Origin of the sequence: Streptomyces sp. B21-105, from assembly GCF_036898465.1 — a bacterium.
GTDB lineage: Bacteria > Actinomycetota > Actinomycetes > Streptomycetales > Streptomycetaceae > Streptomyces.
This window is the reverse complement of the sequence record NZ_JARUMJ010000001.1, coordinates 1687266-1713582: the sequence shown is the minus strand read 5'-3', so window position 1 is coordinate 1713582 and position 26317 is coordinate 1687266. Positions and strand designations below refer to the sequence as shown.

The window sequence follows — 26317 nt, the reverse complement described above, 5'->3', positions numbered from 1 at the left end:
CGTCGGCGATGCGGGCGGCAGCATGCGAGGCTGGCGCCCACAGGAAGGCGGCGTTACGCAGTGGGAGGAGGGGTGAGGACCCGCGTCGCGATCTCGTTCGAGGTCATCGAGCCCGCCCAGATCCTCACCTCGCTGATCGTGCCCGGCAGGTAGTGGCCGGTGGTACCGTCGGCCGCGCCGCGGCCCACCGCCAGTTCGCCGCTGCCCTGGCTGTAGGCGGAGAAGCCGGGGACAGCGGTGTCGGGCTCCTGAGGTTCGAGGTTCTGGAAGAGATGCAACTTTCCGAACCCGCCAGAACCTGTTGCCTCGGCTGCGTCGAAGACCCCGGTGAGCTGGACCGCCTCGTCTGGTGCCAGCTCTTGGCTCTCCACCATCGCGGAGGCGATGACCTTGCCGGTGCCGTCGACCGCTGTGCGGCCGAACCGCCACACGAACGCGTCCGGCGCCACCTTCTCCGCCCACAGGGCCCATGAGGACTGGCTGCCCGCCGGCGTGGCCTGGCCGACAACCTGCGCACGGTAACCAATCGGCTTGTCCACAAGCTTGGCGCGGTTCAGCTTGACGTAGGCCGTGACCGTGAACGAGGCGGACTCATCAATTACCGGCCCGGTCGTTCTCAGATATCCGGATGTGCCGTCCAACGTCACCACGTTCTCACCCTCCAGCAGCTCCACGGTGGCGTTGCTGTCGCTGGGCGCCTTGAGGTCACTGGCCGCGTACGGCGCCGGCGCCTTGTCGCTGATCACCGTCGAACCGTCGGGCTGGGCGGCGGCTTCAGCAGCCCTCCACTGGCCGACCAATTCCGTGTCGGGAGCATCGACTGTCTTGAGGGCACTCTCCCAGCGCAGAGCTTCCTCGTTCAGCGCGCGCTGCCACACCTTCGTCTCATCGATACGGCCCATGAAGTACTGCGTGTAGGTGCCGCTCACCAGGGCCCGGCCGATCTGCATGTCACCCGCGGCAGACCATGGTTGATACGTGGACGAGGCACTCAGCAAGTTCACCGGTGCCCCCTGGGAGCGCCCGTTGATGAACAACTGCAACGTGTCGTCCGCCTCGACCGGCCGACCGCCCGCACAGGGGGCCTGCGTGCAGCCGGCGTTGAAGACGCCGGCCAGATGCGTCCACACGTTCACCGGTGGGCCGACGTAGTCGGCCACGGACCGGATCGTGACCACTCCGGTGGAGCCATCGTGGTTCGTCCGATTGAGCACCCACTTCTTGTCGCCGGCCGAGTAGTACACGGTGAAGGCGACACCGTAGTTGCCCGGCGCGGCCAGCACGGCTCTGGTGGAGGAGGCGTCGGTGAGCATCACCCAGGTGGAGACGGTGAAGGAGTGAGCTGTGTCCACCGGCATCGGCGCGCTCGCGTAGCCGGTGCGCTTGGCGGGGTCGGTGACGTTGTCGTTCAGCCGCAGGGAGTAGTCCCTGTCGCCGCGACGTGCCTCATCAGCGGCGAACGTTGCGGCCGAGGCGGCTTGCGGATAGAGCGTGACGGGCTGGTGGCCACCGTCGGTGATGGCGTTGGCCGCGGTGGTTCCGGAGCCTTCCGAGAACCTCCACTCGCCGGTGGGCCCTTGAGGCAGGGCCACCTTGACCGCGTACTCGGCCTTGGCACCCCATCGCTGGCGTACGTCGCGTGCTTCGACCACGAGGGTGAGGTTGCCCCCTCTTGTCGGGGTAACTTCGACGACCGTGGTGGGGACGGTCTGGGCCGGGTCGGTCTCCTTGACGGTATAGGGGTCCTGAAGGTACCAGCGGTATCCCTGGATGTCCTTGTCATTGGCATTCGCCGCCAGCTTGAACTTGCCCGGCACACCCGGTCCTCCGGTGCCGTCGCAAGTGGCCGTAGCGGTGCAGGTGTACGGGTTGCCGGGCTCCAGGGTGATCTGGGGTGGCTTCGGAGCGGTGGTGTCCATCTTGAAGTAGCACCACGACGAGTACGCCGACGACATGCTTGAGGTCACGCCGGCATAGGTCCAGTGGGACTGGGTCAGTGCCCGCATGCGGTACAGGTTCCCGTCCTCGCGGGGGGAGATCCGCACCTTCTCCAGCGTGTTGTCCACGTGGTAGCCGGTCGACGGTGAGGTCACCGACCAGGAGGCGGCCCATGTCCCGTCGGAGCGCTTCTTCTCGACCGTCAGGTAGGCGCGCAGTGCGCCCTGGTATTCGCCGGATGCGGGCTGCACCTGGGTCTGGACCGCGGCCTGAACGATCGGGTCGGCGCGGGTGACGATCGTGGGCTTGGACTCCGCCTCGCAGTAGGCCAGCGTGCCATCGCCGGGGATCACACCGGCCTGTGTGGGGACGCCGGGCTTGGGTACGTACTGGATCTGCAGTTCGGCGTTCTGGTTGAACCGCTTCCATGCCCGCGGGTCGCTCTCGTCCTTCGCCCGCAGCATCAGGGTGAGGCGGGCGATCCTGCCATCGGCGAAGGACTGCACCGCGGGGGTGAGGTTCTCGTCCGGCTCGGCCGGATTGTCGTTGAACTCCACCCATGAATCCGGCTGGGAGGGGCTGCACAGATCACCGCGCCCGTTGGCGACATAGCGGTCGCCCATCCAGTCCCGCTGCGCCGGACCCGGCCAGCTCGTCGCCTCGGAGATGTTGTCGGTGCGCACAAGGTCCACCCAGTGCGCATCGCAGTTGAACGACCACGTCTCATTGGCGCGGAAGGTGGCGTCCAGGATTCTCTTGCCCGCCAGCTTCGTCGGGGCGAACTCGTAGTACATGCGGTTGGTGTAGCCGTTGCCGCAGTAGTAGCCGTCCGCGCTGGCGCAGTAGCCGACACCGTGATCCCCGGAGAACTGCCAGAACCGGTCACCGTCGGAGGACAGCACTGTGCGCTCCGAGTAGCCCAGGCCCATGGGCGGGTCGATGTAGACCGGGTAGACCGTGTCCTGACCGCGCAACAGCCCCAGGTCAGGGGTGACCGCGACCGTGCCGTTGCCTACCTGGACCGGCAGGGCCTCGCTGGCGTCACCCTTGGACGGGGCATCCGCCTCGTCCGCAACCGGCTCGTCGCCGGTCGCGACTTCCGCGACCGGCGCGGAGAACGCCAGTTGAGTGGTCGTGCCGGTCGTCGTCCGCGGGGCGGCCGGCGCTGAGCCTGCGGAGTCCCACATCAGGCCGGCGGGGCCCTTGAAGACGGCGTTGCCATTCGAGTCCAGGGCGCTGATACCACCACCGGCACCTGGCAGCACACGCAGATTGTCGGCGTGCACATCCAGCTTGATCTGCGCCAGCGCGGGGTTCGCTGCCGCCTCAGCACTCTTGACGACCAAAACCTCGCGGAAACCCTCAGAAGTCGCCGTCAGCCGCAGATCCACACCGTCGAAGACCTCGGCATAGGTGGCGGTGTCCCCCGACAGAGTCGGTGCGGACAGAGGTGTCGGCCAGTCGAAGGTGAGCGAACCCTTTCTCCCGCCCAGACGGATCAGGCCGTCGCCGTTGCCGCCGCCGGCGAACCGCAGATCCACCACCGCCGCCTTCGGCCCGACGCTGCCGTCCGCACGGCGCTCAAGCGTCGCGTCCACCGAACGCCAGCCCCCGTCGGGCCCCTTGGCGCGCTGCGGCACCGTCGACTGCGTCAACGTGAACGTACCGTCCGGGTTCGCCATCGTCGTGGTGTACTCGGTGCGCTCCCCGGCACCTCCACCGGCTCACCCGATGCCTGCGCCTTCGCCGTGCCAGACGCGTATTCCACCGCGCCCGCGTCCCCGGATGCCGGAACCGCCTCAGCAACCGCTGCCGGAAGCACGGGCAGCAATGACAGCACAAGCGAAGCCGCCACACCCCCCAGCGCCGTTCCCCGCGTTCTTCGCCGCTTCGGCGCAGGCACAGCAGCGCCCCGCTCCGCTCCCACGGAGGCCCCCTTGTATAGATCTTGTAAAGGTAGCGGAAAGTTAAGTCGCCGTTATGACATATCGTCAATTACCTGTGACGCAGGACACTCTGACGGAACATCAGATACCCTGACCTGCACCTGGTGGTAATCGGCACTGACATCGATCTGGTGGGATGCCTCTTTACCGTCACCGCTCAGCTCCACGTCGTGGACCAAAGCGGCGTCTCCATGTCGTGCATGGCCCGGCTCAAGCCCGGTGTCGCGGCGGTCGCCGTCGGCCCACGGACCGTTCCGGCCCTCGACGCATGGCGGTCCGCGCACGGCTTCTGACCCGTCCCGGCATCGCAACCGTCGCGAACGCGGATGATCTGTTGAGGAAGCTGCGGACGGCTCGGGCCGACTGTCGCGGGTGCGGGAGATGGCGGCAAGGGGGATCTCGGCATGCGCAATGTTCTGAGTGCGTTGTGGCAAACCGAATCTTGTTCGAGCGGCAGCGGGTGATCACCTGGACGGAGGTTCGGGTCTGGTCGCGGGCATGAGAGAACGGGCCCCTTGGTAGTGGCGCGGTTACGAAATCGGCACGACCAAGGAAGCCCGTTGCCCAATCAGTTGAGCGAGCAGACCGGCACTAACCCACAAGCAGCCAGCCCTCACTGGCGCAGAAGTCAGTTGGTCGCCCTTCGCTGGCAATCGATCAACGTTTACCGGCACAGGTCAGACATCAACTGTCCTGTGACAGTGAACCTTGACCGATTGCCACTGAAGTTTGACCGCCTGGAGGCGCTCTACCGGCGGACCGCCGAGATCAGTCCGCCGGGCCGTTCCTCGCGCTGCGGAGGGGTGCTGATCGGGCGGCCGTAGGCGGCAGCGCGCTCGCGCAGGGTGTGGCTGTCGGCCTCCCAGCCGTGCCCGGCCAGCCAGCCCACCGGGTCGTCGGGCATCTCCGAGACCCACATGGACGCCGCCGATCCCGGCACGGCGTCCGCGCCGAAGCGCTCGATCACGCCACGTGAGCCCAGTGTCAGCCCCATCCGACTGCCTGCCGCCGACTGCGCGCTGATCCGGGCCAGCAGTAGTTCCACCGCGTCGTCAGGCAGATAGATCAGCAGTCCTTCGGCGATCCACACGGTCGGCACCGAAGGGTCGTGCCCTGCGGCGGCCAGCGCGCCTGGCCAGTCCTCACGCAGATCCACCGCGACGGTGATCCGCTCGCAGCGCGCGACGGCCCGCTCCTGGCGCAGCACCGAAGCCTTGAAGTCCAGTGGCGCGGCGGTGTCGACCTCGAACAGCCGGGTGCCCTCGGGCCAGTCCATCCGGAAGGCCCGGCTGTCCAAGCCGGCGCCGAGCAGCACGACCTGCCGGACCCCGGACGCGGAGGCCTGCTGCAACAGGTCGTCGAGGAACTTCGTCCTGATGACGATGGAGAACGACACGGCCAGCCGGCGGCGTCGTGCGGCCCCGTCATCGGGCAGCGGCGGCGAGGAGGGCCACAGGCCGCCGGCGGTGGCGAAGGCCTGTGCCAGTGGGTCGCGGAACAGCGCGTTCTCCCGCTCGGTCTCCAGCGCTCGCACCCTGGCCACCCCCACCGCCGTGGCCCACACTCCCGACGGCTGCACCCACTTCTGCTCATCAGCCACCGCGTCAGCCTAGAAGATCGATTCCAAGGGGCCTGATGAGGGGAGCCAGTTTCATGCGCGGCCAGCCAGTCATGCGCGCACTGAGGGCCTACGACCACTAGAACCACCATTGGGCGAGCGAAGATCGACAGTCACCCTGTGTACGCGGCCACACGAAGTGGACCAGAGCAGGCTCTCAGCGACAAAGTCAGCGCCAGCCTTCACTGAGGCGGGTCAGCGATCCGCGGGGCAACAACACGTAACGATCAGCCGTATCTGGCACAGACAGCCAAGTGGTCGACCTTCGCTGACACGAAGCAGCTTTGGTCGGCCTTCCCCGGCAATCGATCACCGATCACCGGCACACGTCATTGACCTGTGACAGTGGAGATGGATCTCTTGTCACCGAAGTTGGGCCAACGCTAGTTTGTGACAACGGAGTTGGGCTGGTCGGGCATCCGGCAGGTGGGAGATTCGGTGGGGGCACCTGTCTATGGGCTTGATCAGGCTGCGCTCGGGGGCTTTGAGCTGGACTTCTGTGTGGATGGGGTCCGGAGGCGTGAGTTGCTGCAGACGAGCTGGGATGTGCGGTTCGAGGCGGTGGAGCCGGTGCGTGAGTTCACTTGGCACAAGTACGGCCGGGGTTTCGCGGGCTGGTACTACTCGGTGACCACGCAGGAGCACGTCGGCTACGAGTCGTGGCTCGAGCGGGACCGGCTCGTCCTGTTGGACAGAGATCCGCAGGTCACCGCCGTCGCCTCGCAACCGTTCTGGCTGCACTGGCGCGAAGGCGAAGAGAAGCATCGGCATGCTCCCGACTACTTCGTTCGGCTCGCGGACGGGCGGGCCCGTGTCGTCGACGTACGCGCCGAGGACGACATGGACGAGAGGACGCGGGAGTCCTTCGCCGTGACCGAGCGTGCTTGCCAGACGGTGGGCTGGGAGTTCGTCTGGGCGGGTCGGCCGGATCCGGTGTTCATGGCGAACGTCCGCTGGCTGGCCCGCTATCGGCGGACGCGTTGCGGCCGGCCCGAGGCGGTGGTCGACGAGCTGGTGGAGGTCTTCCGTGAGCCGAAGGGCTTGTGGGAGGGCGCCGGTCTGGTCGGGGACCGGCTGCGGGTCCTTCCGGTGTTGTTCCACCTGCTGTGGTCCGGCGCCTTGGGCACGGACCTGGTGGGCGGCTTGATGCAGACCGGCAGCCTGGTCTGGACGGAGGTACGCGGATGAGCGGGTTGAAGCGGCCACCGGCCTTGTCGGTCGGCCACAGAATCCGGTTCGAAGGCCAGGTCAGAGGGGTTCTCGAGGTCACGCCGCAGGCAGCGGTGGTGGAGGACGCAGAGGCTCCTCACCGGGTGGTCGCCCTCCTCGATTTGTTCGAGGCGGCGGACTTCGAGGTCCTGTTCCAGGCCGAGCGGATGCCGCTGCCCAAGGTCGGGCTGCTGGAGGCGTTCCCGCCCGAGGCGGTGAAACAGGCCCTGTGGTGGGAGGGACACATCCTGGAGGTAATCCACGGGATAGCGCCGGACACGGACCCCGGCACGGAACCACGGCCGGGTTACGGACCGGGGTCCTCGATGACCTCCCGGGAGCGGGCCAAAGCGGCTGAACTGGCTGTTGCCGGGCACGATGTCGCGGCCAAGACGATCGGCAACCGGCGGCGCCGCTACCAGACACAGGGCCTGGTCGGGCTGGCCGACCACCGTCCGGTCCGCAAGCGGGCGGAGTTCGGCTCGGTGCCCGAGCCGGTCGTCGAGGCGATGCGGAAGGCGATCAAGGAAGGCGTCGACACGTCGACCCGCAACGGGTCCTACCTGATCTGGCGGACCGGGGAGATCCTGCGGGAATCGGGCGGTGATCTGTCCGAGTTGCCGACCCGTCGGACCCTCTACCGGCTGCTGGCGAAGCTGACGAAAGGCACCCACGCGACCGGCTCGGCCGTCACACGCCGCTCGAAGGCCCACGGGGCGGCGGCTCCGTTCGGCGAGCTGACGGTGTCGGCCCCGGGCGAGGTCATGCAGATCGACTCCACCCCGCTGGACGTGATGGTCCGCCTCGACAATGGGGTTGTCGGGAAGGTCGAGCTCACCGGCATGATCGATGTCGCGTCCAGGACGCTGTCGGCGGCGGTGCTGAGGCCGACGACGAAGTCGGTGGACGCGAGTGTGCTGCTGGCCCGCACGGTCACTCCCGAGCTGATGCGGCCGGGCTGGGTCGAGGCGCTGAGGATGTCCCGGTCGGTTCTGCCGCACCGCAGGCTGCTGACGCTGGACGAGCGCCTGGAGCACGCGGCGGCCAAGCCGGTGATCGTCCCAGAGATGATCGTCTGCGACCACGGCAAGGCATTCATCTCCCGCAACTTCCGGGCCTCTTGCCGGTTCCTGGAGATCGACTTCCAGCCTACCCACAAGGGCTCGCCCTTCCAGAAGGGGCACATCGAAAAAATGCTGGGCTCGGTGGCCACGATGTTCGCCCAGTTCCTGCCGGGCCACACCGGCCGCAACACCGACCAGCGCGGCCGGCACCCCGAGCAGGAGAACCTGTGGTCGCTGCCCGAACTGCAGGACCTGCTGGACGAGTGGATCGTCGCGCACTGGCAGAACCGCCCGCACGAGGGCCTGCGCGACCCCGACCACCCGGGGCGGCTGTTCACCCCGAACCAGAAGTACGCGGCCCTGGTCGAGGCATGCGGCTACGTCCCGGTCGCGCTCAGCGGGCAGGACTACGTCGAACTCCTGCCCGCGGCCTGGCGGACCGTCAACTCCTACGGCATCCGCATCAACAACCGCACCTACGACAGCCCCGACCTCGGTCCGATGCGCCTGCGTGACTCCGGTGTCACCGCGAAGCGGGGGCTCTGGGAGGTCCACCGCGACCCCTACGACGTCTCCTACGTCTGGGTACGCAACCACCGAGGCGACAGCGAGTGGGTCCAAGCAACCTGGAAATACCTGAACCGGGCGCCGGTCCCCTTCGGAGACCTGGCCTGGGATCACGTCAGCCACCAACTGCCCGGAGCCACCGAGGAAGAGCTCGCCCAGGCCGTCGCCGACCTGCTGACCCGCGCCCACGCCGGCCCCGACCGGCCGGCCGCGAAGAAGAAGGCCAGGAAGGTCGGGTCGGGCAAGACGGTCAAGGCCGAGCGGCGGGTCGCCGCCCGGACGAAGACCGCCCCGGCCACCGTCCCCTCCCCGACGCCCGAACCCCCGCAGCAACCTGAGGCCGAACCACCCACCGAGGACGACGATCTCGCCGAGGTGATCCCGCTCGGACTGTTCAACCCACTCGAAGACCCCTGGGGACGCTCGTGACCACGCTGCCGGCCGACGACCCTGACGAGGACTTCGGACGGCAGCTGACCACCCTGCCCGGCTGGCGCGAGTTCGTCGGTGCATCCCTCAGCGAGCGCATGGCCGCGCTGACGAAGGCCGAGTACGACGCGCTGGAGGCGGAGAGCCAGGACGCCTACGACGACGACCGGCTCAACCACCATGCCCGCCTCCAGGTGGTCGCCACCTCCACGGTCCGCGCCACCGTCACCTGCGGGCGCCGTCTGACCATCCTCAACCGCGGGGCGATCAGCGCTCGCCGCGGCCTGATCGTCTCCGGGCCCGCCAACACCGGCAAGACGATCGCTCTCACCCAGCTCGGCCTGGCCCACGAGCTGCAGGACCGGCGCCGGCACCCCGGACAGGACGACCGCATCCCGGTCATCTACATCACCGTCCCGCCGGCCGCGACACCCCGCATGATCGCCGCCGAGTTCGCCCGCTTCCTGGGCCTGCCAGTCCTGCGGAGTTCGAACATCACCGACCTCACCGAAGCCGTCGTCGGGGTCTGCACCAAAGCCCGGACCGGCGTGATTCTGGTCGACGAGATCCACAACATTTCGTTGACGACCCGTCACGGAGCTGAAGCCTCAGACACGTTGAAGTACTTCTCCGAACGCATCCCGGCGACCTTTGCCTACGCGGGCATCGACGTCGAGTCCGGCAGCCTTCTGTCCGGCACCCGAGGAGACCAGATCGCCGCCCGCTTCACCCCGATGGCCACCCACCCCTTCCCCTACAACAGTGAGTGGAAAGCACTGGTCGCGCAGATGGAGGCCAACCTCGTGCTGCACGAGCACAAGCGCGGCACCCTGACCCGCCTGGACCGCTTCATCCACACCCGCACCGGCGGCATGATCGGCACCCTCTCCCACCAGATCCGCGGAGCCGCCATCGATGCCATCCTCGGCCGCACCGAGAAGATCAACAAGGCGGGCCTGCTGGCCGTCGACCTGGACATCGCCTCCCGCCGCAAGCGCCCGGACACAGACCGGTGATCCCGCCTGCCGGGGAAAGCCCCGTCGCCCAACTGCCGTTCCAGGTCCGCCCGCAGAGCGGTGAAGGAGCCCGCTCGTTCATCACCCGGCTCGCCCATGCGAACTGTCTTCCACCCGCCTACCTGCGGAAATACCTCGCCGAGCCGCCCATGCACCGCGGCACCCCGAGGTGGGACCGCATCGCCGCAGCTGCTGGGCGCGATCCGGTCGAACTGCGCCAGGTCCTGGAGACCATCGAGTGCGAGGAGTGCGGCGCCCCGATGCGGCCGATGGCGAGCTTCGGCGTCAAACCGCGAACCTGCTCGAAGGCCTGCCGGCAGAAGCGATACCGCCGACGCATCCCAGCGGCTGACTGGAAGGAGGTCCCCTGCCGCGTCTGCGGGCAGATGATGAAGAGGCTCGGACAACGCCGCCACATGTGCTCATCGCACTGCCGCCGGGTCGCTTTCCAGTTCCGCCAGCGCGGTGAACCACTGCCGCGGCCACCGAACTCCAAGGCCGACGCCGGGCCCGCCGGCGAGGACGAACTCACCGGCCTCTGCCCGGTCTGCGAAGGACCGATGAACATCGCCACCAGGCGAAAAGCATGCTCGAAACGCTGCAGTATCAGGATCTCCCACTGGACCCGCAGCCCGCTTCCGACCGCGACCTGCCGTCACTGCCAGGAACCACTCCTTCCCAGAGCCGACGGCCGGCCCCGCGAGTGGTGCTCGTTCGACTGCAGAACCAAGGAACGGCGCGGCCAGCAGAACCCGGTCGCAGCCGCGATCCCGTCCCAGGGAGCCGAAGTCGAGCTCGATCCGGCTGGACCGGAGACCTCTGGCCCCTTCGGCACGACGGCCTGTCAGGGCTGCGAGCGGTGCTACCGGCCCCTCAGGCCCAACCCCTGGTGCTCTTATCAGTGCTTTGACCAGGAAGTTCTCGCTCGATCCGACCAACAGCAATGCGCAGCCTGCGGAACCTCCATGGCCCATCGCAAGCCGGTTACAGGGCGCAAGTGGTGCTCGGGCGCCTGTCGGCAGAGGGCGATCCGCTGGCGAGCGGAGCTCCGCGACCGCACAACGCGAGTCACCACCGGCTCAACTTCACTGTCACAAACCATCCAGTGACCCAACTTCGATGACACAAACGGCCATCGGTCCAACTTCGGTGGCGAACGGGCCATCTTCGCTGTCGCAGGTCATCCAGCTCCTCGGATCCTTGCCGGGCGAGCTTTGCCGATATATCGTTGAAGCATCGCGACAGGTCAACGATGGAATGAAGGAGTGGTTTGCGATGCGTACCCACGGATTCGAGCGTGGACATGGCCAGGGCCCCCGGCGTGGTCGCGGCGGCTTTGGCGGCTTCGGTGGAGAGCGTGCGGCCTTCGGGCCCTTCGGTCCGGGTGGCCCCGGCGGTCCCGGCTTCGGCCCGGGCTTCGGCGGCCCCTGGGGTGGACGAGGGCGCGGCGGGCCCAGGGGCCGGGCGCGGCGGGGGGATGTCCGGGCCTCCATCCTGGCGCTGCTCAAGGACCGGCCCATGCACGGCTACGAGATGATCCAGGAGATCGCCGAACGCAGCGGCGGGGCGTGGAAGCCCAGCCCGGGCTCGGTGTACCCGACTCTCCAGCTGCTGGAGGACGAGGGTCTGATCAGCAGCCGGAGCGACGGCGGCAAGAAGCTGTTCTCCCTCACCGAGGAAGGCCGCACGGCGGCCGAGGAGGGCCCCGAGGCCCCCTGGGAGGAGGCCACGCGCGGGGTCGACTGGGAAGCCCTCGGCGAGATCCGCCAGGCCGGCTTCGGGCTGATGGAGGCCTTCGGTCAGGTCTGGAAGACCGGCAGCAAGGAGCAGCGCGAGAAGGCGCTCGCGGTCATCAACGACGCCCGTAAGAAGCTGTACCTGATCCTCGCAGACGAGGACTGAGCGGCCCCCGGTACGTCCTGTATGTCCCCGGCGTGGCAAGGCGTCCCGCGGAACCGACCGCGGGGCGCCTTCGCGCGCTGTGCGGCTCCCTGTGCGGTTCCTTCCTCCTGTCGGGCGCCTTCCCGCGTAGGTCAGGTGACCAGGCCGCCCAGTTTGCGCAGCGACTCGTTGAGGGCGGCGGTCCCCGAGTCCTTGAGTTTGCCCGCCATCAGCGACACGGCGGCACCCGTGAACTCCCCGTCGATACGGACCGTCGTGGCGTCCCCGTCCGGGGTGAGGGTGTAGCGGGTGGCCACCGACACGGCCATCGGGCCCTTGCCGCGGATGGCGAGCACCCGGGCCGGCTCCAGCTCCGCCACGGTCCACTCGACCTCGGCCGGAAAGCCCATGAGCTTCATGTTCTCCTGGAAGGTCGCGCCCAGTTCGAGGGCCGCCGGTCCGCCCTCGGGGAAGTTGGTGTGGGTCGCGTTCCACTCCCCGTACGCCGGCCAGTCGGTGAGCTGGGCCCACACCTTCTCGGCCGGTGCCTGGATGCGTGCCTCCGCGCTGACTTCGGCCATGCGACCACCTCTTCGTGTCGGGCAACTCGGGCTGGCAACTCGGGCTGCGGTGCGCGGAACGTAGCTCCAGCGCCGCCAACATTCAATACTGACGAGTCGTCGGGAAATGTGGTGAAGGGCGACTACGGGCAGTCCGACGGTGAGACAGGTGTCATCGGGGATGACGGTCATGTCATCGCCTGTCATCATGGGCCGGTGCGTACCTCTGTGAGCAGTCAGGGCAACCGCGGAAAGGGCGTCGGGCTCGGTCTGGCGGTCGCGTCGGCCTTCGCCTTCGGTGGATCCGGGGTGGCAGCCAAGCCGTTGATCGAGGCGGGCCTCGACCCGCTGCACGTGGTGTGGCTGCGGGTGACCGGCGCGGCCCTGGTCATGCTGCCCCTGGCCGTGCGCCACCGTGCGCTGCTGCGCAGCCGGCCCGCGCTGCTCGCCGGGTTCGGACTGCTCGGCGTGGCCGGGGTGCAGGCGTTCTACTTCGCCGCGATTTCGCGCATTCCCGTCGGCGTCGCGCTGCTCGTCGAGTACCTCGCGCCCGCCCTCGTGCTGGGCTGGGTGCGGTTCGTGCAGCGGCGGCCCGTGTCGCGCGCCGCGGCGCTCGGCGTGGTCCTCGCGGTGGGCGGGCTGGCCTGCGTCGTCGAGATCTGGTCGGGGCTGGGTTTCGACGCCCTCGGACTGCTGCTCGCCCTCGCCGCAGCCTGCTGCCAGGTCGGCTACTTCGTTCTGTCCGACCAGGGCGGTGACTCGGGTGACGACGCTCCCGACCCGCTGGGGGTCATCGCTTACGGGCTCCTCGTCGGCGCCGTCGTGCTCACCGTCGTCACCGGGCCGTGGGGCATGGACTGGTCCGTGCTCGGTCACGCCGCGGGCATGAACGGCGTCGAAGTCCCGGCCTGGCTGCTGCTCGGCTGGATCGTGCTCATCGCGACCGTCGCCGCGTACGTCACCGGCGTGGTCTCGGTGCGTCGGCTCTCCCCGCAGATCGCCGGGGTCGTGGCCTGCCTCGAGGCGGTCATCGCCACCGTGCTGGCGTGGGTGCTGCTCGGCGAGCACCTTTCGGCGCCGCAGATCGTCGGCGGCGCGGTGGTGCTGCTCGGCGCGTTCATCGCGCAGTCGTCCGCGCCGGCCAAGGGTTCCGAGTCGGCCAAGGGCCCCGCGGACCCGGTGGCCGCCGGTGGCCCGGAAAGGGAGTTGTCAGCCCGGGGGACGGCGACCTAGGGTGACGATCATGCCTCTCGACGCACGCGTTCTTCCGCCTCCGGCCGCCTGAGGCGGGCCCTCCCGGAATCACGCCCGGCACACGCTGCCGGGCCGAACGGTGCTGCCCGCAGACGAAGTCCGAGGTCCGCTGCCCTGCGGCGGCCCCTTCCCGAGCTTCTGTGCGGAGAGAACGCGTGTCGTCCTCAAGTGTGTCTTCCCCTGTGTCCTCCGATGCGCCTTCAACCGGTGCGTCTTCGTCCGGCGGCTCAGCCGTCGCCTCCCTGCCCCTCGCGTCCCTGCCCCTCGCGAGGGCTCTGCTCTATCTGATCGTCGCGGGCGCGGCCTGGGGCACGGCCGGCGCCGCTGCGTCCCTGGTCTACCGGATCAGCGACCTGGGCCCCGTCGCCCTGTCGTTCTGGCGCTGCGCCGCCGGGCTGGCCCTGCTGCTGGCAGCCCGCCCGCTGCTGCGGCGGCGCGCCCGGTCCGTCTCGGCGGCCCCGGCTGCCTCGGCCCTCGGCGGGCAGGCGGCGACGCCCGAGCCGGTGCGCCGCAAGGCCCTGCGGACGGCGGTCACGGGGTTCGGTCTCGCGGTCTTCCAGACGGCGTACTTCGCGGCCGTCTCCGCCACCGGACTGGCCGTGGCCACCGTCGTCACTCTCGGCGCGGGGCCCGTGCTCATCGCGCTCGGCGCACGCCTGACGCTGGGGGAGCGGCTCGGCCGCGGCGCAGCGCTCGCCGTTACGGGGGCGCTTGCGGGGCTGGGAGTGCTGTTCGCGGGCGGCGGCGGCTCGTCCGTGGACCCGCGTGGCGTCCTGCTCGCGCTGGTGTCCGCGGCCGGGTACAGCGCGATGACCCTGCTCACCCGCCGGTGGGGGCGCGACGGCGGCTCGGACGCCTCCGCCGACGCCGTGGGGGCGTTCGCCGTAACCGCTCTGTGCCTGTTGCCGTTCGCCCTGGCCGAGGGGTTGTTGCCGCACAGCACCGACCCGCTCCGGGTGCTGGTTCTGCTGGCGTACATCGCTGCGGTGCCCACCGCGCTCGCCTACGCCCTCTACTTCGCGGGCGCTGCCGTCGTACGCTCCGCCACGGTCTCCGTGATCATGCTGCTCGAACCGGTGAGCGCGGCGGTGCTGGCCGTCGTCCTCCTCGGCGAACCCCTCACGGTCACCACGCTCGCCGGCACCCTGCTGATGCTGGCGTCGGTCACCGGGCTCGCCCTTGTGGAAGTGCGGGGTGGTCCGGCGCGGGCGTGAGGCAGCGGGGCCGGTCGGCGAGGGGCCGTCTCACCCCCGGCGGCGCAGCAGGTGTGCGCGGGCCGCCGCGTCGCCGGGGGTGTCGCGGGTGGTCAGCGAGGCGACGATGCGGTCCTGGGTCTCGGGCGGGCGGTGCGACGCGTACTTGAACTTCGCCCGGACGTCGGTGACGTGGAGCCGTATGCCGCGGATGCCCGGGAGCAGACGGCCGAACGGGGCCTCGCCCACGGTGGGGCGGGCGGAGCCGCCCTCGGGCTGGAAGTGCGCCATCTGACGGGCGAGCAGGTCCGCCTTGGTGGCGGGATCGTCCACGATGTGCGCCGTGCACCGGAGTTGGACGGCCGCATAGAAGCTCGTCGGAGTGCCGTGCTCGGTGGGGGCGCCCGGCGGGGCCTGCCACGGGCCGGGGACGAACACGTAGTCGTCCACCACGCTCAGGGTCACCGTCGGGTTCGCCTCCAGGGCGGACCACAGCGGGTTGGGCCGGGCGAGGTGGGTGACGGCGTCGCCCTCGGCCGGGTCGTAGGCGAAGTGCAGGGGCTGCACGAAGGGGGGCTCGCCCGGCGGGCCGTTGACGGCGAGCTGCCCGAAGTCGTGGGCGGCCAGCCAGTCCTGCCACTCGGCGTCGTCGCGGGGCGCGTCCCAGGGGTGGACGAGCATCACAGGGTCGCGAGGTAGTCGGGGAACTCGGTGCCGGGTGCCAGGTCGGCTTCCGGGACGGGTGCGTCGTAGCCCTTGCGCAGCGGGAGCACGCCGGCCCAGTGGGAGAGGGCGAGATCCTCCTCTTCGTCGTTCACCCCGCCGGTGCGGGTCTTGGCCGAGACCTCGTTCAGGTCCAGCCGGATCACCGCGGTGGCCGCCAGCTCCTTACGGTTGGCGGGGCGGGAGTCGGCGGCCCGGCCCGGCGCGACGTGGTCGACGAGGGCGTCGAGCGCGGCCAGCTTCTCCGCCGGGTCCGTCACGTCGTGGGCGACGCCGTGCACCACGACCGAGCGGTAGTTGATCGAGTGGTGGAAGGCGGAGCGCGCCAGGACCAGCCCGTCGACGTGCGTCACCGTCAGGCACACCGGCAGCCCCGGGTCCGCCTGTCCCGTCATCCGCAAAGGGCGCGAACCCGTCGAGCCGTGCACATAGAGCGTCTCGCCGACCCGGCCGTACAGCGTCGGCAGCACGACGGGTGCGCCGTCGCGGACGAAGCCGAGGTGACAGACGTAGCCCTCGTCGAGTATCGCGTGCACCACGTCCCTGTCGTAGGAGGCCTTGTGTGCGGACCGGGTGGGCACCGTGCGGTCGGTCGGGGTGTAGGCGGCGGCCCGTGTCGTCGTCTCCGGGGTCCCCTGCATGGCGTTCTCTATTGCACTAGTGCATAATGAGGTTTGTGCTAGGAGAGTATCCGATCAAAGGCCGGCGCGCAGCCGACATTTCCGCGAGCGTCGAGGCGGCGGTCAGCGCCGGTGAACTGCGGCCGGGGCAACTGCTGCCCCCGATGCGGGAGTTGGCGTCCACACTGGAGGTGAACCCGAACACCGTCGCGGCCGCCTACCGCACCCTGCGCGAACGCGGGGTGATCGAGACCGACGGTCGTCGCGGCAGCCGCGTGCGGTCGAAGCCCGCCACCACCGGGCGCGGGTTCATCCGGGTGGACGTGCCGGAGGGGGTACGGGACGCGGCGTCCGGCAATCCCGACACGGCTCTGCTGCCCCCGCTGGCGCCGGCGTTCGCCTGGGCCGCCGCGCAGGGCGACCGGGAGCCCGTCCTGTACGGGCATGCGCCGGTCGAGCCCGAGCTGGCCCGGCTGGCCCGCGCCGACCTCGACGCCGACGGCGTGCCCGCCGGTCCGGTGGAGGTCGCCTCCGGCTCGCTGGACGTGATCGAACGCGTCCTGGCCGCACACCTCAGGCCGGGCGACACCGTGGCCGTCGAGGATCCCGGCTGGGGCTCCCTCCTCGACCTGGTACCGGCGCTCGGGCTGCGCCCGGTCCCGGTCGGCCTCGACGACGACGGTCCGCTGCCCGGCGACGTACGCCGCGCCCTCGAGTCCGGGGCGCGCGCCCTCATCGTCACCGACCGGGCGCAGAACCCGACCGGAGCGGCGATCGGCGCCGCACGCGCGCGTGCCCTGCGCGCCGTGCTGCGGGACCATCCGGAGACCCTGTTGGTCGAGGACGACCACGGTCACCGGATCGTCGACCTCCCCCTGCACCCGCTGGCGGGCGTCACCCGGCACTGGGCCTTCGTCCGCTCGGCCGCCAAGGCCTACGGACCGGACCTGCGGTTCGCCGTCCTCACCGGGGACGACATCACCCTGGACCGGGTGCGCGGCCGGCAGCGGCTCGGACCCGGCTGGGTCAGCCGGATCACTCAGCGGGCGGTACTGCGACTGTGGGCCGACGGCGTGGTGGACGCGCGCGCGGTGGCCCGGGCGTACGGCAGCCGACGCGACGCGCTGCTCGCCGCGCTTGGCGCGCGCGGCGTCGAGGCGCGCGGGCGCAGCGGGATGAACGTGTGGATCCCCGTCTCGGACGAGACGGGGGCGGTCGCCCGGCTGCTGCACGCGGGGTGGGCGGTCGCACCGGGGGCGCGATTCCGGATCGGGTCCGCGCCGGGGATCCGTATCACGGTGTCGACGCTGGACGCGCGGGAGATCGAGCCCCTGGCCGATCTCGTCGCCGGGGCGGTAGGCCCCTCCCCGACGCGGAACTACGTCTAGCGACCAAGGGGAGAAGCGCCCCGAGCGCCTGACCGCTGACCGTCTACCCGGCACGCCCCGCCCGTCCGGCCAAGGCTGCGGCTACGGCCAGGACTACGACCCGGACCGCCGTGCCTGGGTCAGGGCGGCGCCCGCCAGGACGATCGCCGCGCCCACCGGCGTCGACCAGCTGAGGGTCTCGCCCAGCAGCGCGACCCCCGCCGCCGTGGCGATGACCGGGACGAAGTAGGTGACCATCTGCGCCGTCGTCGGGCCCACCTCCACGACCAGGCCGTACTGGATGAGGAGGGCCAGGCCGGTGCCGAGCGTTCCCAGGGCCGCCGTGGCGAGCAGCGGGACGAGCGGGAAGCGGGTCGGCACCTCGGTGAACAGCGGGGTGACGACGGCCAGTTGAACGGTGGCAAGGAACAGCTGGGCGCCGGTCATCGACAGGGCGGAGGAACCGGTGTGCGCCAGGGTGCGGCGGAGGTAGATCCAGCCGACCGGGTAGCTCAGCGAGGCCAGCAGCGCGAGGGTCGTGCCGCGGGCGTCGAGGCCGTCGAAGCCCTGCCAGGCGCCGAGCACCGTCAGGACGCCCAGGAATCCGAGGCCGAGGCCCGCGACGCGCAGCCGGGTCGGCCGGTCCTCCGACAGGGCCACCAGAGAGAGCGCCATGCCCCACAGCGGCGACGTGGCGTTGCAGATGCCGGCCAGGGTGGAGGGGATGGTCAGCTCCGCGAACGCGAAGAGGGAGAAGGGCACGGCGTTGAGGAGGAGCGCGGCCACCGTCAGATGCGCCCAGGTGCGGGCCCCGCGGGGGAGCCGCTCCCGCTTCACCGCCATCGCGACCGCCAGCACAGCCGTGCCGAACGCCAGCCTGCCGAGGGTGACCTGGAACGGGGCGTAGCCCCCGGTGCCCACCTTGATCAGCAGGAAGCTGAAGCCCCAGATCAACGACAGCGCGCCGAAGCGCAGACGCCAGTCGAGGGGGCGGCGGGCGGGGGCAGGGGAAGTCGCCGTGGGGGCCGGTGGCGGAGTGGTCCGCGCGGGGAGCGGTGGCGGGGTCGATGCGGTGGGCGCGGTGGTCATGGCCTTCACGATCGCCGACACCATCACGTAGCGCAATCGAGATTTTTCCAGCAATACCTCGTAGCATTGCTTACATGTTGAACCTGGAACGTCTGCGGACCCTCGACGCCCTCGCCCGGCACGGCTCGGTCAGCGCAGCCGCGACGGGCCTGCACATCACCACCTCGGCCGTCTCCCAGCAGTTGGCCAAGCTCGAGCGGGAGGTCGGCCAGCAGCTCCTCGCCAAGCACGGACGGGGCGTGCGGCTGACGGACGCGGGACGGCTGCTCGCCGACCACGCGTCCCGGATCCTGTCCCAGGTGGAGCTCGCCCAGTCCGACCTGGAGGCCCAACGCGGCCAGGTGGCCGGTGAGTTGCGGCTGTCCGCCTTTCCGACCGCTGCCCGTGGACTCTTCCCCGTCGCGCTCGCCGAGCTGCGCAAGGCGCACCCCGCCCTGCGGGTGCGCTCGAGCGAGCTGGAGCCGGAGCGGGGCGTCGCCGGCGTGGTGCGCGGCGACCTCGACCTCGCCGTCGTCCTGGACTGGTACAACAAGCCGATGCCGGTACCGGACGGACTGGTGAAGGCGCCCATCCTGGACGACCCCGCGGACGTCGCGATGCCGGCCGACCACCCGCTCGCCGGCCGGGACGAGGTGGACCTCGGAGAGTTCGCCGAGGACGAGTGGATCACCTGGGGCGAGGGCGAGTTCTGCCACGAGTGGCTGATGTTCACCCTGCGCTCGCGGGGCGTCGAGCCGATCGTCGGCCACCGGGCCGCCGAGACGCACACCCAACTCGGCCTGGTGGCCGCCGGACTCGGAGTGTGCATCGCCCCCGTGCTCGGCCGCCGACCCGTACCCGAGGGCGTCGTGACGGTCCCGTTGCGGCAGCGGGTGCGCCGCCATGTGTACGTGGTGTGGCGGGCGGACGCCGATCGCCGCCCGTCCATCAGAGCGGCGGTCCGGGCGCTCAAGTCCGCGGGGGATGCCGTCGGCTGAAAGCAGGGCCGCGCCGGGCCGTTTCCGACTCGGCGGGCGGCTGCGAAGAGTGGCGGCTGCGAAGACTTGCGGGTGCTCCCTACGCGGCGGGTGGCGCCCCACGCGGTGTACCGTCGCGGGCGGCGGACGCGGCCTACGCGCCGCCCAGTTTGCGGAAGTCCCAGGAGACGATCTTCTCCGGCTTCAGCCGCACCCACGCGTGCCGGCCGTCGTGCGGCATTGCGTCCAGACCGAAGTTCTTGCGTGCGAACAGCGTCTCCACGGCGTCGAGTTCGGCGCACAGCTCCCCGGTACGCGGGATCTCGCCCACGAACTCCACGGCGCCGGACAGCTCGACGCCGCGCAGTGCGTCGTACTCCTCACCCGTGTCGATCACGATCGCCACCCGGGGATCGCGGCGCAGGTCCGCCCAGCGCTTGCTGCGCACGACCGAGTACAGCCACAGCGCGGCGCCGTCCCAGAGGAACCACAGGGCGCTGACATGGGGCGCGCCGTCGACGGACACGGTCGCGACCCGACAGGTGCGCTGGACGGTGAGGAACGCGTCCAGCTCGCCCGGCGACATCATGATCTTTCGGCCCCGACGCTGTGTGACGGTCATCCGGCCCCCTCGTTCTCATTCTGCTCTTGTGCGGAGTCCTGTGCGTAGCTGTGCTGCCTTTTCTGAGTCTCCGTCAGGAAAGGATGGGACTTCTTCCTTCTCCACGCAATGGCGGTTACTGTCGCCCGCCCCACACCGACGCCAGGGGGAGCCCATGCCGTCGCACGAACAGCTCAGCGACCTCCTCGACCCCGCGAGCACCGTCCTCATCACGGTGGAGTGCCAGCAGGGCGTCGTCGGGCCGGCCGCCGCCCTGCCTCAACTCGCCCGTGCCGCACGGGAGTCGGGTGTCCTCGACAACATCGCCCGGCTGGTGGCGGCGGCGCGGGCGAGCGGCGTGCAGGTCCTGCACGCCGTCGCCGAGCGTCGCCCCGACGGGCGGGGCGCCAACCGCAACGCGCGGCTGTTCCGCGCGGCCGAACGCCTCCCGGTCCAGCAGCTCCCCGGCACCGACGCGACCCGTCTCGCGCCGGAGATCGAGGTCGCCGAACAGGACCTCGTCGTACGGCGGCTGCACGGGCTCTCACCCGTCCAGGGCACCGACGTCGACGCGCTGCTGCGCAACCTGGGCTGCCGCACCCTGGTCGTCACCGGGGTCTCCGCCAACGTCGCGATCCCGAACACGGTGTTCGACGCCGTCAACCGCGGCTACACGGCCGTCGTGCCGTCGGACGCCATCGCGGGGGTGCCTGCCGACTACACCCCCGCGATGATCCGCCACACGCTCGCCCTGGTCGCCACGGTCGCGACCACGGCCGAGGTGCTGGCCTGCCTCCGGCGGACTCCGGCGGCGAAGCCGGAACTCAGGCCAGGCTGATCGAGTCGCCGCTGACGCTGATCTTCACCTCGGGCAGCGGCTTCTGCGCGGGACCGCTCTTCACGCTGCCGTCCGTGATCGAGAAGTTGCTGTTGTGGCAGGGGCAGTTGATGACGCCGTCCGAGATGGACTTCACCGCGCAGCCCGCGTGGGTGCACACGGCCGAGAACGCCTTGTACGTGCCCGCCGTCGGCTGGGTGACGACCACCTTCTCCGACCCGAAGACCTTCCCGCCGCCCTCGGGTATGTCAGCGGTCTTCGCGAGTGCGGCGCCGGCCCCGGCGTTGTCCCCGCCGCCCGTGCCGCCGGTGCTCGCGGCCTCGCTGCTGCCGGTGGAACCGGTGGAACCGGTGGAACCCGACGTGCCGGACGACGACGTGCTCGACGAGTCGTCGTCGGAGCCTCCGCACGCGGTCAGCGCGACGGAGAGCCCCGCGGCTCCCGCGGCTGCCACGACGGCACGGCGGGCAGGCCCCGACGCGGACTTGATCGATGCGCTGGTCATGCTGGGGGGTCCCTTCCAGGGGGGTGCGTGGATCTGCCGGGAGGTACGAGTGGCGGACGCCCCGTGTTCAGGTTCCCGCCAAGTCCGGACAGTGTCGAGATCTTGACCCGTTCGAGGTGAGTACGGCGTAAGCCCGAGCTGTCGTCCAGCTGTCGGCCGCACAACGTGCCTGGCCCAGTAGCCTGGGGCGATGCTCAAGGAAGTCACCGCGACCCGCTACATCACGCCCCTGCGGGAGGGCGGTTCTCTGCCGGGACTCGTCGAGGCCGACGACCTCGGTCTGTACGTCATGAAGTTCACCGGCGCCGGCCAGGGCCGCAAGACGCTCGTCGCCGAGGTCGTCTGCGGCGAGCTGGCCCGCCGCCTGGGCCTGCGGGCCCCGCGTCTGGTGACCGTCGAGCTGGACGTGCTGCTCGGGCTCGGCGAACCCGACCAGCAGGTACAGGAGTTGCTGAAGTCCAGCGGCGGGACCAACCTCGGCATGGACTTCCTCTCCGGAGCTCTCGGCTTCGACCCCCTCGCCTTCGCGGTGAGCGCCGAGGAGGCCGGCCGGATCGTCTGGTTCGACGCGCTCGTGAACAACGTCGACCGGTCGTGGCGCAACCCCAACCTGCTGATGCACCGCGGCGACCTGTGGCTCGTCGACCACGGCGCCACCATGATCTGGCAGCACAACTGGCCCACCGCCGAGACCTCCGCGGCCCGCCCCTACGACGCCTGCGACCACGTCCTGGCCCCCTTCGGGCCGGACATACGGGCCGCGGCGGCGCAGCTCGCGCCGCTGGTCACCGCGGACCTTCTCGCCGAGGTCACCGCGCAGATCCCGGAGGTCTGGCTGGCGGACGAGCCCGGCTTCGACACCCCGGACGCGCTCCGGCGCGCCTATGCGGCGCCGCTTCTCGCACGCGCCGCCGACGTCCACGAACGCATCGAGGGGATCAAGTGACCGACCGCCACATCATCCGGCCCGGCCAGGGCGGCGACCGCGACGTCTTCGAGTACGCGCTGCTGCGGGTGGTGCCGCGCGTCGAACGGGGCGAGTGCATCAACGCGGGCGTGCTGGTGTACTGCCGCGGCCACGACTACGTGGGCTCCCGCACCCATCTGGACGAGGCCAGGCTGCTGGCGCTGGACCCCGACGCGGACGTGACCGGGGTACGGGCCGCCCTGCGGGCCGTCGAGGGCGTCTGCGCGGGCGGCGCGTTCGCCGGGCAGGCGGCGGGCGACGACGCCGGCCGGCGCTTTCGCTGGCTGATCGCGCCGCGCTCGACGATCGTCCAGCCGGGCCCCGTGCACACCGGACTCACCACCGATCCGGACGCCGAGACGGAGCGGCTCCTGGAGCTGCTGGTGAGGTAATGGATCACACCGGCGTCGTGTGGCGTTGACACCGGGTGCCAGGGCTTCTAGCGTCACGTCTGCCGAAGGTACTAAGCGGTCGCTCACCAGTAGGGCGCCCGGCGCCCGGCACTCGGCATCCGGGCGGATCAGTCATCAGGCTTTCTCAAGGGCGAGGAGAACCAGCAATGTCCACCACTGAGCAGCGGGTCGCTGTGGTCACGGGCGCGGCGCGCGGCATCGGAGCCGCCACCGCCGTACGGCTGGCCGCCGAGGGCCGCGCGGTCGCCGTCGTCGATCTGGACGAGGCCGCCTGCAAGGACACCGTCGAGAAGATCACCGCGGCGGGCGGCAAGGCCGTCGCGATCGGTGCCGACGTCTCCGACGAGGCCCAGGTCGAGGCCGCGATCGCACGGATCGTCGACGAGCTCGGCGCGCCCACGATCCTCGTCAACAACGCGGGCGTGCTCCGCGACAACCTGCTGTTCAAGATGAGCGCCGCCGACTGGGACACCGTCCTGAACGTGCACCTGCGCGGCTCGTTCCTGATGACGAAGGCCGTCCAGAAGCACATGGTCGACGCGGGCTTCGGCCGTGTCGTCAACCTGTCGTCGTCCTCGGCGCTCGGCAACCGCGGCCAGGCCAACTACTCCGCCGCCAAGGCCGGTCTGCAGGGCTTCACCAAGACCCTCGCCATCGAGCTCGGCAAGTTCGGCATCACCGCCAACGCGGTCGCCCCCGGCTTCATCGCCACCGACATGACCGCCGCGACGGCCGCCCGCGTCGGCATGGGCTTCGAGGAGTTCAAGGCGGCGGCCGCCACCCAGATCCCGGTCGCGCGCGTCGGCGAGCCCGACGACATCGCCAACGCGATCGCCTTCTTCACGAACGAGGCCGCGGGCTTCGTCTCCGGCCAGGTGCTGTACGTCGCCGGCGGACCGCTCGACTAACGCCCACTAGGGACACCTGGGGATCACCGACATGACTGAACTGCCCGCACTCTCCGGCAAGGTCGCCCTCGTCACCGGCGCCAGCCGCGGCATCGGCTACGGCGTCGCCGAGGCGCTCGTCGCCCGCGGCGACCGGGTCTGCATCACCGGCAGGGGCGAGGACGCCCTCAATGAGGCCGTCGAGAAGCTCGGCGCCGACCGGGTCATCGCCGTCGCCGGCAAGGCGCACGACGAGGAGCACCAGGCGGCCGCCGTCGAACGCACCATGGCCGCCTTCGGCCGGATCGACTTCCTGGTCAACAACGCCGGCACGAACCCGGTGTTCGGGCCGATCGCCGACCTCGACCTGAACGTGGCCCGCAAGGTCTTCGAGACCAACGTCGTCTCCGCGCTCGGCTTCGCCCAGCGGACCTGGCACGCCTGGCAGAAGGACAACGGCGGCGCGATCGTCAACATCGCCTCCGTCGCCGGGCTCTCGGCCTCACCCTTCATCGGCGCCTACGGCATCAGCAAGGCCGCCATGATCAACCTGACCCAGCAGTTGGCGCACGAGTACGCGCCCCGGGTGCGGGTCAACGCGATCGCCCCGGCCGTGGTGAAGACCAAGTTCGCCCAAGCCCTGTACGAGGGCCGCGAGGAGGAGGCAGCCGCCGCCTACCCGCTCGCCCGGCTCGGCGTGCCCTCCGACATCGGCGGCACCGCCGCGTTCCTCACCTCCGAGCAGTCGGACTGGATCACCGGCCAGACGCTCGTCGTCGACGGGGGCATCTTCCTCAACGCCGGCGTGGGCTGACCAGGCCGCCCGCCGGCCGGCGTCAGCCTGGACCGGCACCGCCACGGGCGCCGTTTCCTCCGTTACGGAAACGGCGCCCGTGACACGGTGTCCGTGCCCAGGCACAGCCGCCGCACACGGGAATGACAACGTCGTCATACCCACAGTGATCAAGAACGCTTCACCGCCGCGGGTTCAGCCCGCCCGGCGCTGCGGTATGGTCTGCCAACCCTTGGCATGGCAGATCGAGGAGCGTGCGCGTGTTCAACCGGAACCGATCCGTGCAGCAAATGGCGGCAATCGTGTCCATATCCCTGGTGGCCGGGTGCAGCCTCCTGGGAGATGAGGGCTCCGACGATGCCGGACCGATCGTCGTGGGCACCACCAGCGCGCCCAGCACGCTGGACCCCGCCGCGGCCTGGGACGGCTCCTGGGAGCTGTTCCGCAACATCTACCAGACGCTGCTGAGCTATCCCACGGGCGCGACCACGCCCCAGGCGGACGCCGCCGAGTGCGTCTTCACGGACAGCACGAACCGCACCTACAAGTGCGTACTGCGCGAGGGTCTCACCTTCTCCGACGGCGACAAGCTCGACGCGAAAGCCGTCAAGTACTCGGTCGACCGGGTCAGGACGATCAACGCGAAGACCGGCCCCGCCGGACTGCTCAGCACCCTGGAGAGCGTCCAGGCCAACGGCGAGCGCGAGGTGATCTTCCGGCTCAACAAGGCCGACGCCACCTTCCCCTTCGTCCTCGCCACCCCCGGCCTGGCGATCGTCGACCCCGAGGCCTATCCCGCGAAGTCCCTGCGCAAGGACGACGGCATCGTCGGCTCCGGGCCCTACCGGCTGCAGTCCTACGAAGAGGGCAAGCAGGCCGTGCTGGTGCGCAACGACAACTACAAGGGCTTCGCCGAGCGGAAGAACAACGCGGTCACCATCCGCTACTTCCAGGACTCCGGCAGCATGGTCAAGGCCCTGCGCGCCAAGGAGATCGACATCACCTACCAGGGTCTCGCCGCCGACGACATCATCGACCTCGGGCACAAGGGCGGCGACAACGAGGGCCTGGAGCTCATCGAGGCCGCCGGCAGCAACATCAACTACCTGGTGTTCAACCCCAAGGACCCGTGGTCGAACAAGCTGGCCGTGCGCCGGGCGATCGCCCAGGTCGTCGACCGGGCCGCGATCGCCCACAAGGTCTACAAGGGCACCGTCGAGCCGCTGTACTCCATGGTCCCGGCCGGTCTGACCGGGCACACCACCCCCTTCTTCGACTCCTTCGGCGACCCCGACGCCAAGAAGGCGCGCCAGATCCTCAAGGACGCGGGGATCAACGAGACCGTCCCGCTCACCCTGTGGTACACCTCCGACCGCTACGGCTCCGACACCGCTCTGGAGTTCAAGGAGCTCAAGAGCCAGCTGGAGGCCTCCGGCCTGTTCTCGGTCACCCTGAAGAACCGCCCCTGGAACAGCTATGTGCTCGGCTACCAGAACGGCGAGTACCCGGTGTTCGGGCGCGGCTGGGCCCCGGACTTCCCCGACGCCGACAACTTCATCGCCCCCTTCGTCGGCGAGCAGAACGCGCTCGGCACGCCCTACCCGGCGAGGGAGATCACCCAGGTGCTGCTGCCGCGTTCCCGCGAGGTGAGCGACCGCGCCAACGTGACGAAGGACTTCGAGGCGGCCCAGCAGATCCTCGTCAGGGACGCCCGGCTGCTGCCGCTGTGGCAGGGCAAGCAGTACATCGCCTCGTCCGAGGACGTCTCGGGCGGCGAGCGGGCCCTCGACCCGTCGACGATCATGATGGTGTGGGAGCTGTCGCGGAAGACCAGCTGGTAGGCCCCGCAGCCGGGACCGTTCCCCCTCCTGTTGTCAGTGGTC

At 70.1% G+C, this 26317-nt stretch carries 23 protein-coding genes; 15 read left to right on the top strand and 8 right to left on the bottom strand.

Annotated elements, in window-relative coordinates:
* Positions 1–53 precede the first annotated feature (53 nt).
* Positions 54–3620: a laminin G domain-containing protein gene (locus QA802_RS07480; RefSeq protein ID WP_334519037.1), complete on the bottom strand. Its 3567-nt coding sequence runs from the start codon at positions 3618–3620 to the stop codon at positions 54–56.
* A 368-nt stretch (positions 3621–3988) separates the two neighbouring features.
* Between QA802_RS07480 and QA802_RS07475 the strand changes: the two genes are divergently transcribed.
* Positions 3989–4177 carry a hypothetical protein gene (locus tag QA802_RS07475; protein ID WP_334519034.1) on the top strand — a complete coding sequence of 63 codons (189 nt, stop codon included), beginning with the start codon at positions 3989–3991 and terminating at the stop codon, positions 4175–4177.
* A 455-nt stretch (positions 4178–4632) separates the two neighbouring features.
* On the opposite strand, the gene QA802_RS07470 is transcribed toward QA802_RS07475, so the two are convergent.
* Positions 4633–5448 (bottom strand): class I SAM-dependent methyltransferase, encoded by an 816-nt coding sequence (locus tag QA802_RS07470; RefSeq protein WP_334534389.1) that lies wholly within the window; start codon positions 5446–5448, stop codon positions 4633–4635.
* A gap of 579 nt (positions 5449–6027) precedes the next feature.
* On the opposite strand from QA802_RS07470, the gene QA802_RS07465 reads away from it, so the two are divergent.
* The 4 genes from QA802_RS07465 (at position 6028) to QA802_RS07450 (ending at position 11689) form a co-directional block, all read left to right on the top strand.
* A complete protein-coding gene (locus QA802_RS07465; protein WP_006379097.1) occupies positions 6028–6690 on the top strand; it encodes a TnsA-like heteromeric transposase endonuclease subunit in 663 nt (220 codons plus the stop codon).
* Positions 6687–8771 carry a TnsB C-terminal domain-containing protein gene (locus QA802_RS07460; RefSeq protein WP_044472798.1) on the top strand — a complete coding sequence of 695 codons (2085 nt, stop codon included), beginning with the start codon at positions 6687–6689 and terminating at the stop codon, positions 8769–8771. Before QA802_RS07465 ends, QA802_RS07460 begins: the two co-directional genes overlap by 4 nt.
* Positions 8768–9787 (top strand): ATP-binding protein, encoded by a 1020-nt coding sequence (locus tag QA802_RS07455; protein WP_006379212.1) that lies wholly within the window; start codon positions 8768–8770, stop codon positions 9785–9787. The genes QA802_RS07460 and QA802_RS07455 overlap by 4 nt, the downstream gene beginning before the upstream one ends.
* A 1275-nt stretch (positions 9788–11062) precedes the next feature.
* Positions 11063–11689: a PadR family transcriptional regulator gene (locus QA802_RS07450; RefSeq protein ID WP_319171410.1), complete on the top strand. Its 627-nt coding sequence runs from the start codon at positions 11063–11065 to the stop codon at positions 11687–11689.
* A 131-nt stretch (positions 11690–11820) separates the two neighbouring features.
* Here QA802_RS07450 and QA802_RS07445 read toward each other — a convergent pair whose 3' ends face one another.
* On the bottom strand, positions 11821–12249 hold the full coding sequence (locus QA802_RS07445) for a type II toxin-antitoxin system Rv0910 family toxin (protein WP_334519021.1): 429 nt from the start codon (positions 12247–12249) through the stop codon (positions 11821–11823).
* Positions 12250–12444: 195 nt separating this feature from the next.
* Between QA802_RS07445 and QA802_RS07440 the strand changes: the two genes are divergently transcribed.
* A complete protein-coding gene (locus tag QA802_RS07440) occupies positions 12445–13461 on the top strand; it encodes an EamA family transporter (protein ID WP_334519019.1) in 1017 nt (338 codons plus the stop codon).
* A gap of 263 nt (positions 13462–13724) precedes the next feature.
* Positions 13725–14696 (top strand): DMT family transporter, encoded by a 972-nt coding sequence (locus QA802_RS07435; RefSeq protein ID WP_334534386.1) that lies wholly within the window; start codon positions 13725–13727, stop codon positions 14694–14696.
* Positions 14697–14726: 30 nt separating this feature from the next.
* On the opposite strand, the gene QA802_RS07430 is transcribed toward QA802_RS07435, so the two are convergent.
* Both QA802_RS07430 and QA802_RS07425 read right to left on the bottom strand, forming a co-directional pair.
* On the bottom strand, positions 14727–15356 hold the full coding sequence (locus QA802_RS07430) for an FMN-binding negative transcriptional regulator (RefSeq protein ID WP_334519017.1): 630 nt from the start codon (positions 15354–15356) through the stop codon (positions 14727–14729).
* Entirely contained in the window at positions 15356–16039 is a 684-nt protein-coding gene (locus QA802_RS07425) for a pyridoxamine 5'-phosphate oxidase family protein (protein WP_334519014.1), read from the bottom strand. Before QA802_RS07425 ends, QA802_RS07430 begins: the two co-directional genes overlap by 1 nt.
* A gap of 35 nt (positions 16040–16074) precedes the next feature.
* Here QA802_RS07425 and QA802_RS07420 point away from each other — a divergent pair, with 35 nt between their 5' ends.
* The gene (locus tag QA802_RS07420; RefSeq protein WP_334519012.1) at positions 16075–17406 is read left to right on the top strand and encodes an aminotransferase class I/II-fold pyridoxal phosphate-dependent enzyme; all 1332 of its coding nucleotides are present in this window, start codon (positions 16075–16077) and stop codon (positions 17404–17406) included.
* Between the two features lie 93 nt (positions 17407–17499).
* On the opposite strand, the gene QA802_RS07415 is transcribed toward QA802_RS07420, so the two are convergent.
* Positions 17500–18474, bottom strand: a complete 975-nt coding sequence (locus QA802_RS07415) for a DMT family transporter (RefSeq protein ID WP_443042080.1) — start codon at positions 18472–18474, stop codon at positions 17500–17502.
* 74 nt (positions 18475–18548) lie between these two features.
* On the opposite strand from QA802_RS07415, the gene QA802_RS07410 reads away from it, so the two are divergent.
* Entirely contained in the window at positions 18549–19451 is a 903-nt protein-coding gene (locus QA802_RS07410; protein ID WP_334519006.1) for a LysR family transcriptional regulator, read from the top strand.
* A 133-nt stretch (positions 19452–19584) separates the two neighbouring features.
* On the opposite strand, the gene QA802_RS07405 is transcribed toward QA802_RS07410, so the two are convergent.
* The gene (locus tag QA802_RS07405; RefSeq protein WP_319171401.1) at positions 19585–20052 is read right to left on the bottom strand and encodes a pyridoxamine 5'-phosphate oxidase family protein; all 468 of its coding nucleotides are present in this window, start codon (positions 20050–20052) and stop codon (positions 19585–19587) included.
* A 154-nt stretch (positions 20053–20206) separates the two neighbouring features.
* On the opposite strand from QA802_RS07405, the gene QA802_RS07400 reads away from it, so the two are divergent.
* On the top strand, positions 20207–20869 hold the full coding sequence (locus tag QA802_RS07400; RefSeq protein ID WP_334518998.1) for a cysteine hydrolase family protein: 663 nt from the start codon (positions 20207–20209) through the stop codon (positions 20867–20869).
* Here QA802_RS07400 and QA802_RS07395 read toward each other — a convergent pair.
* Positions 20856–21374, bottom strand: coding sequence for a Rieske (2Fe-2S) protein (locus tag QA802_RS07395; protein WP_334518996.1), 519 nt, complete (start codon positions 21372–21374; stop codon positions 20856–20858). The two genes, QA802_RS07400 and QA802_RS07395, sit on opposite strands and share 14 nt — an antisense overlap.
* A gap of 190 nt (positions 21375–21564) precedes the next feature.
* Between QA802_RS07395 and QA802_RS07390 the strand changes: the two genes are divergently transcribed.
* The 5 genes from QA802_RS07390 (at position 21565) to QA802_RS07370 (ending at position 26275) form a co-directional block, all read left to right on the top strand.
* The gene (locus QA802_RS07390; protein WP_334518993.1) at positions 21565–22320 is read left to right on the top strand and encodes a HipA family kinase; all 756 of its coding nucleotides are present in this window, start codon (positions 21565–21567) and stop codon (positions 22318–22320) included.
* Positions 22317–22733 (top strand): DUF3037 domain-containing protein, encoded by a 417-nt coding sequence (locus QA802_RS07385; protein ID WP_334518990.1) that lies wholly within the window; start codon positions 22317–22319, stop codon positions 22731–22733. The genes QA802_RS07390 and QA802_RS07385 overlap by 4 nt, the downstream gene beginning before the upstream one ends.
* A gap of 167 nt (positions 22734–22900) precedes the next feature.
* Positions 22901–23662 carry a 3-oxoacyl-ACP reductase FabG gene (gene fabG, locus QA802_RS07380; RefSeq protein ID WP_319171396.1) on the top strand — a complete coding sequence of 254 codons (762 nt, stop codon included), beginning with the start codon at positions 22901–22903 and terminating at the stop codon, positions 23660–23662.
* A 31-nt stretch (positions 23663–23693) separates the two neighbouring features.
* A complete protein-coding gene (locus QA802_RS07375; protein ID WP_334518987.1) occupies positions 23694–24455 on the top strand; it encodes an SDR family oxidoreductase in 762 nt (253 codons plus the stop codon).
* Between the two features lie 269 nt (positions 24456–24724).
* Positions 24725–26275, top strand: a complete 1551-nt coding sequence (locus QA802_RS07370) for an ABC transporter substrate-binding protein (protein WP_334518984.1) — start codon at positions 24725–24727, stop codon at positions 26273–26275.
* Positions 26276–26317: the final 42 nt, after the last annotated feature.

Coding starts and splice junctions, on each gene's coding strand:
- QA802_RS07480 (WP_334519037.1), bottom strand. CDS start 3,620: ATGGCGAACCCGGACGGTACGTTCACGTTGACGCAGTCGACGGTGCCG.
- QA802_RS07460 (WP_044472798.1), top strand. CDS start 6,687: ATGAGCGGGTTGAAGCGGCCACCGGCCTTGTCGGTCGGCCACAGAATC.
- QA802_RS07450 (WP_319171410.1), top strand. CDS start 11,063: ATGCGTACCCACGGATTCGAGCGTGGACATGGCCAGGGCCCCCGGCGT.
- QA802_RS07445 (WP_334519021.1), bottom strand. CDS start 12,249: ATGGCCGAAGTCAGCGCGGAGGCACGCATCCAGGCACCGGCCGAGAAG.
- QA802_RS07430 (WP_334519017.1), bottom strand. CDS start 15,356: ATGCTCGTCCACCCCTGGGACGCGCCCCGCGACGACGCCGAGTGGCAG.
- QA802_RS07425 (WP_334519014.1), bottom strand. CDS start 16,039: ATGCAGGGGACCCCGGAGACGACGACACGGGCCGCCGCCTACACCCCG.
- QA802_RS07415 (WP_443042080.1), bottom strand. CDS start 18,474: ATGACCACCGCGCCCACCGCATCGACCCCGCCACCGCTCCCCGCGCGG.
- QA802_RS07410 (WP_334519006.1), top strand. CDS start 18,549: ATGTTGAACCTGGAACGTCTGCGGACCCTCGACGCCCTCGCCCGGCAC.
- QA802_RS07405 (WP_319171401.1), bottom strand. CDS start 20,052: ATGACCGTCACACAGCGTCGGGGCCGAAAGATCATGATGTCGCCGGGC.
- QA802_RS07400 (WP_334518998.1), top strand. CDS start 20,207: ATGCCGTCGCACGAACAGCTCAGCGACCTCCTCGACCCCGCGAGCACC.
- QA802_RS07395 (WP_334518996.1), bottom strand. CDS start 21,374: ATGACCAGCGCATCGATCAAGTCCGCGTCGGGGCCTGCCCGCCGTGCC.
- QA802_RS07390 (WP_334518993.1), top strand. CDS start 21,565: ATGCTCAAGGAAGTCACCGCGACCCGCTACATCACGCCCCTGCGGGAG.
- fabG (WP_319171396.1), top strand. CDS start 22,901: ATGTCCACCACTGAGCAGCGGGTCGCTGTGGTCACGGGCGCGGCGCGC.
- QA802_RS07375 (WP_334518987.1), top strand. CDS start 23,694: ATGACTGAACTGCCCGCACTCTCCGGCAAGGTCGCCCTCGTCACCGGC.
- QA802_RS07370 (WP_334518984.1), top strand. CDS start 24,725: ATGGCGGCAATCGTGTCCATATCCCTGGTGGCCGGGTGCAGCCTCCTG.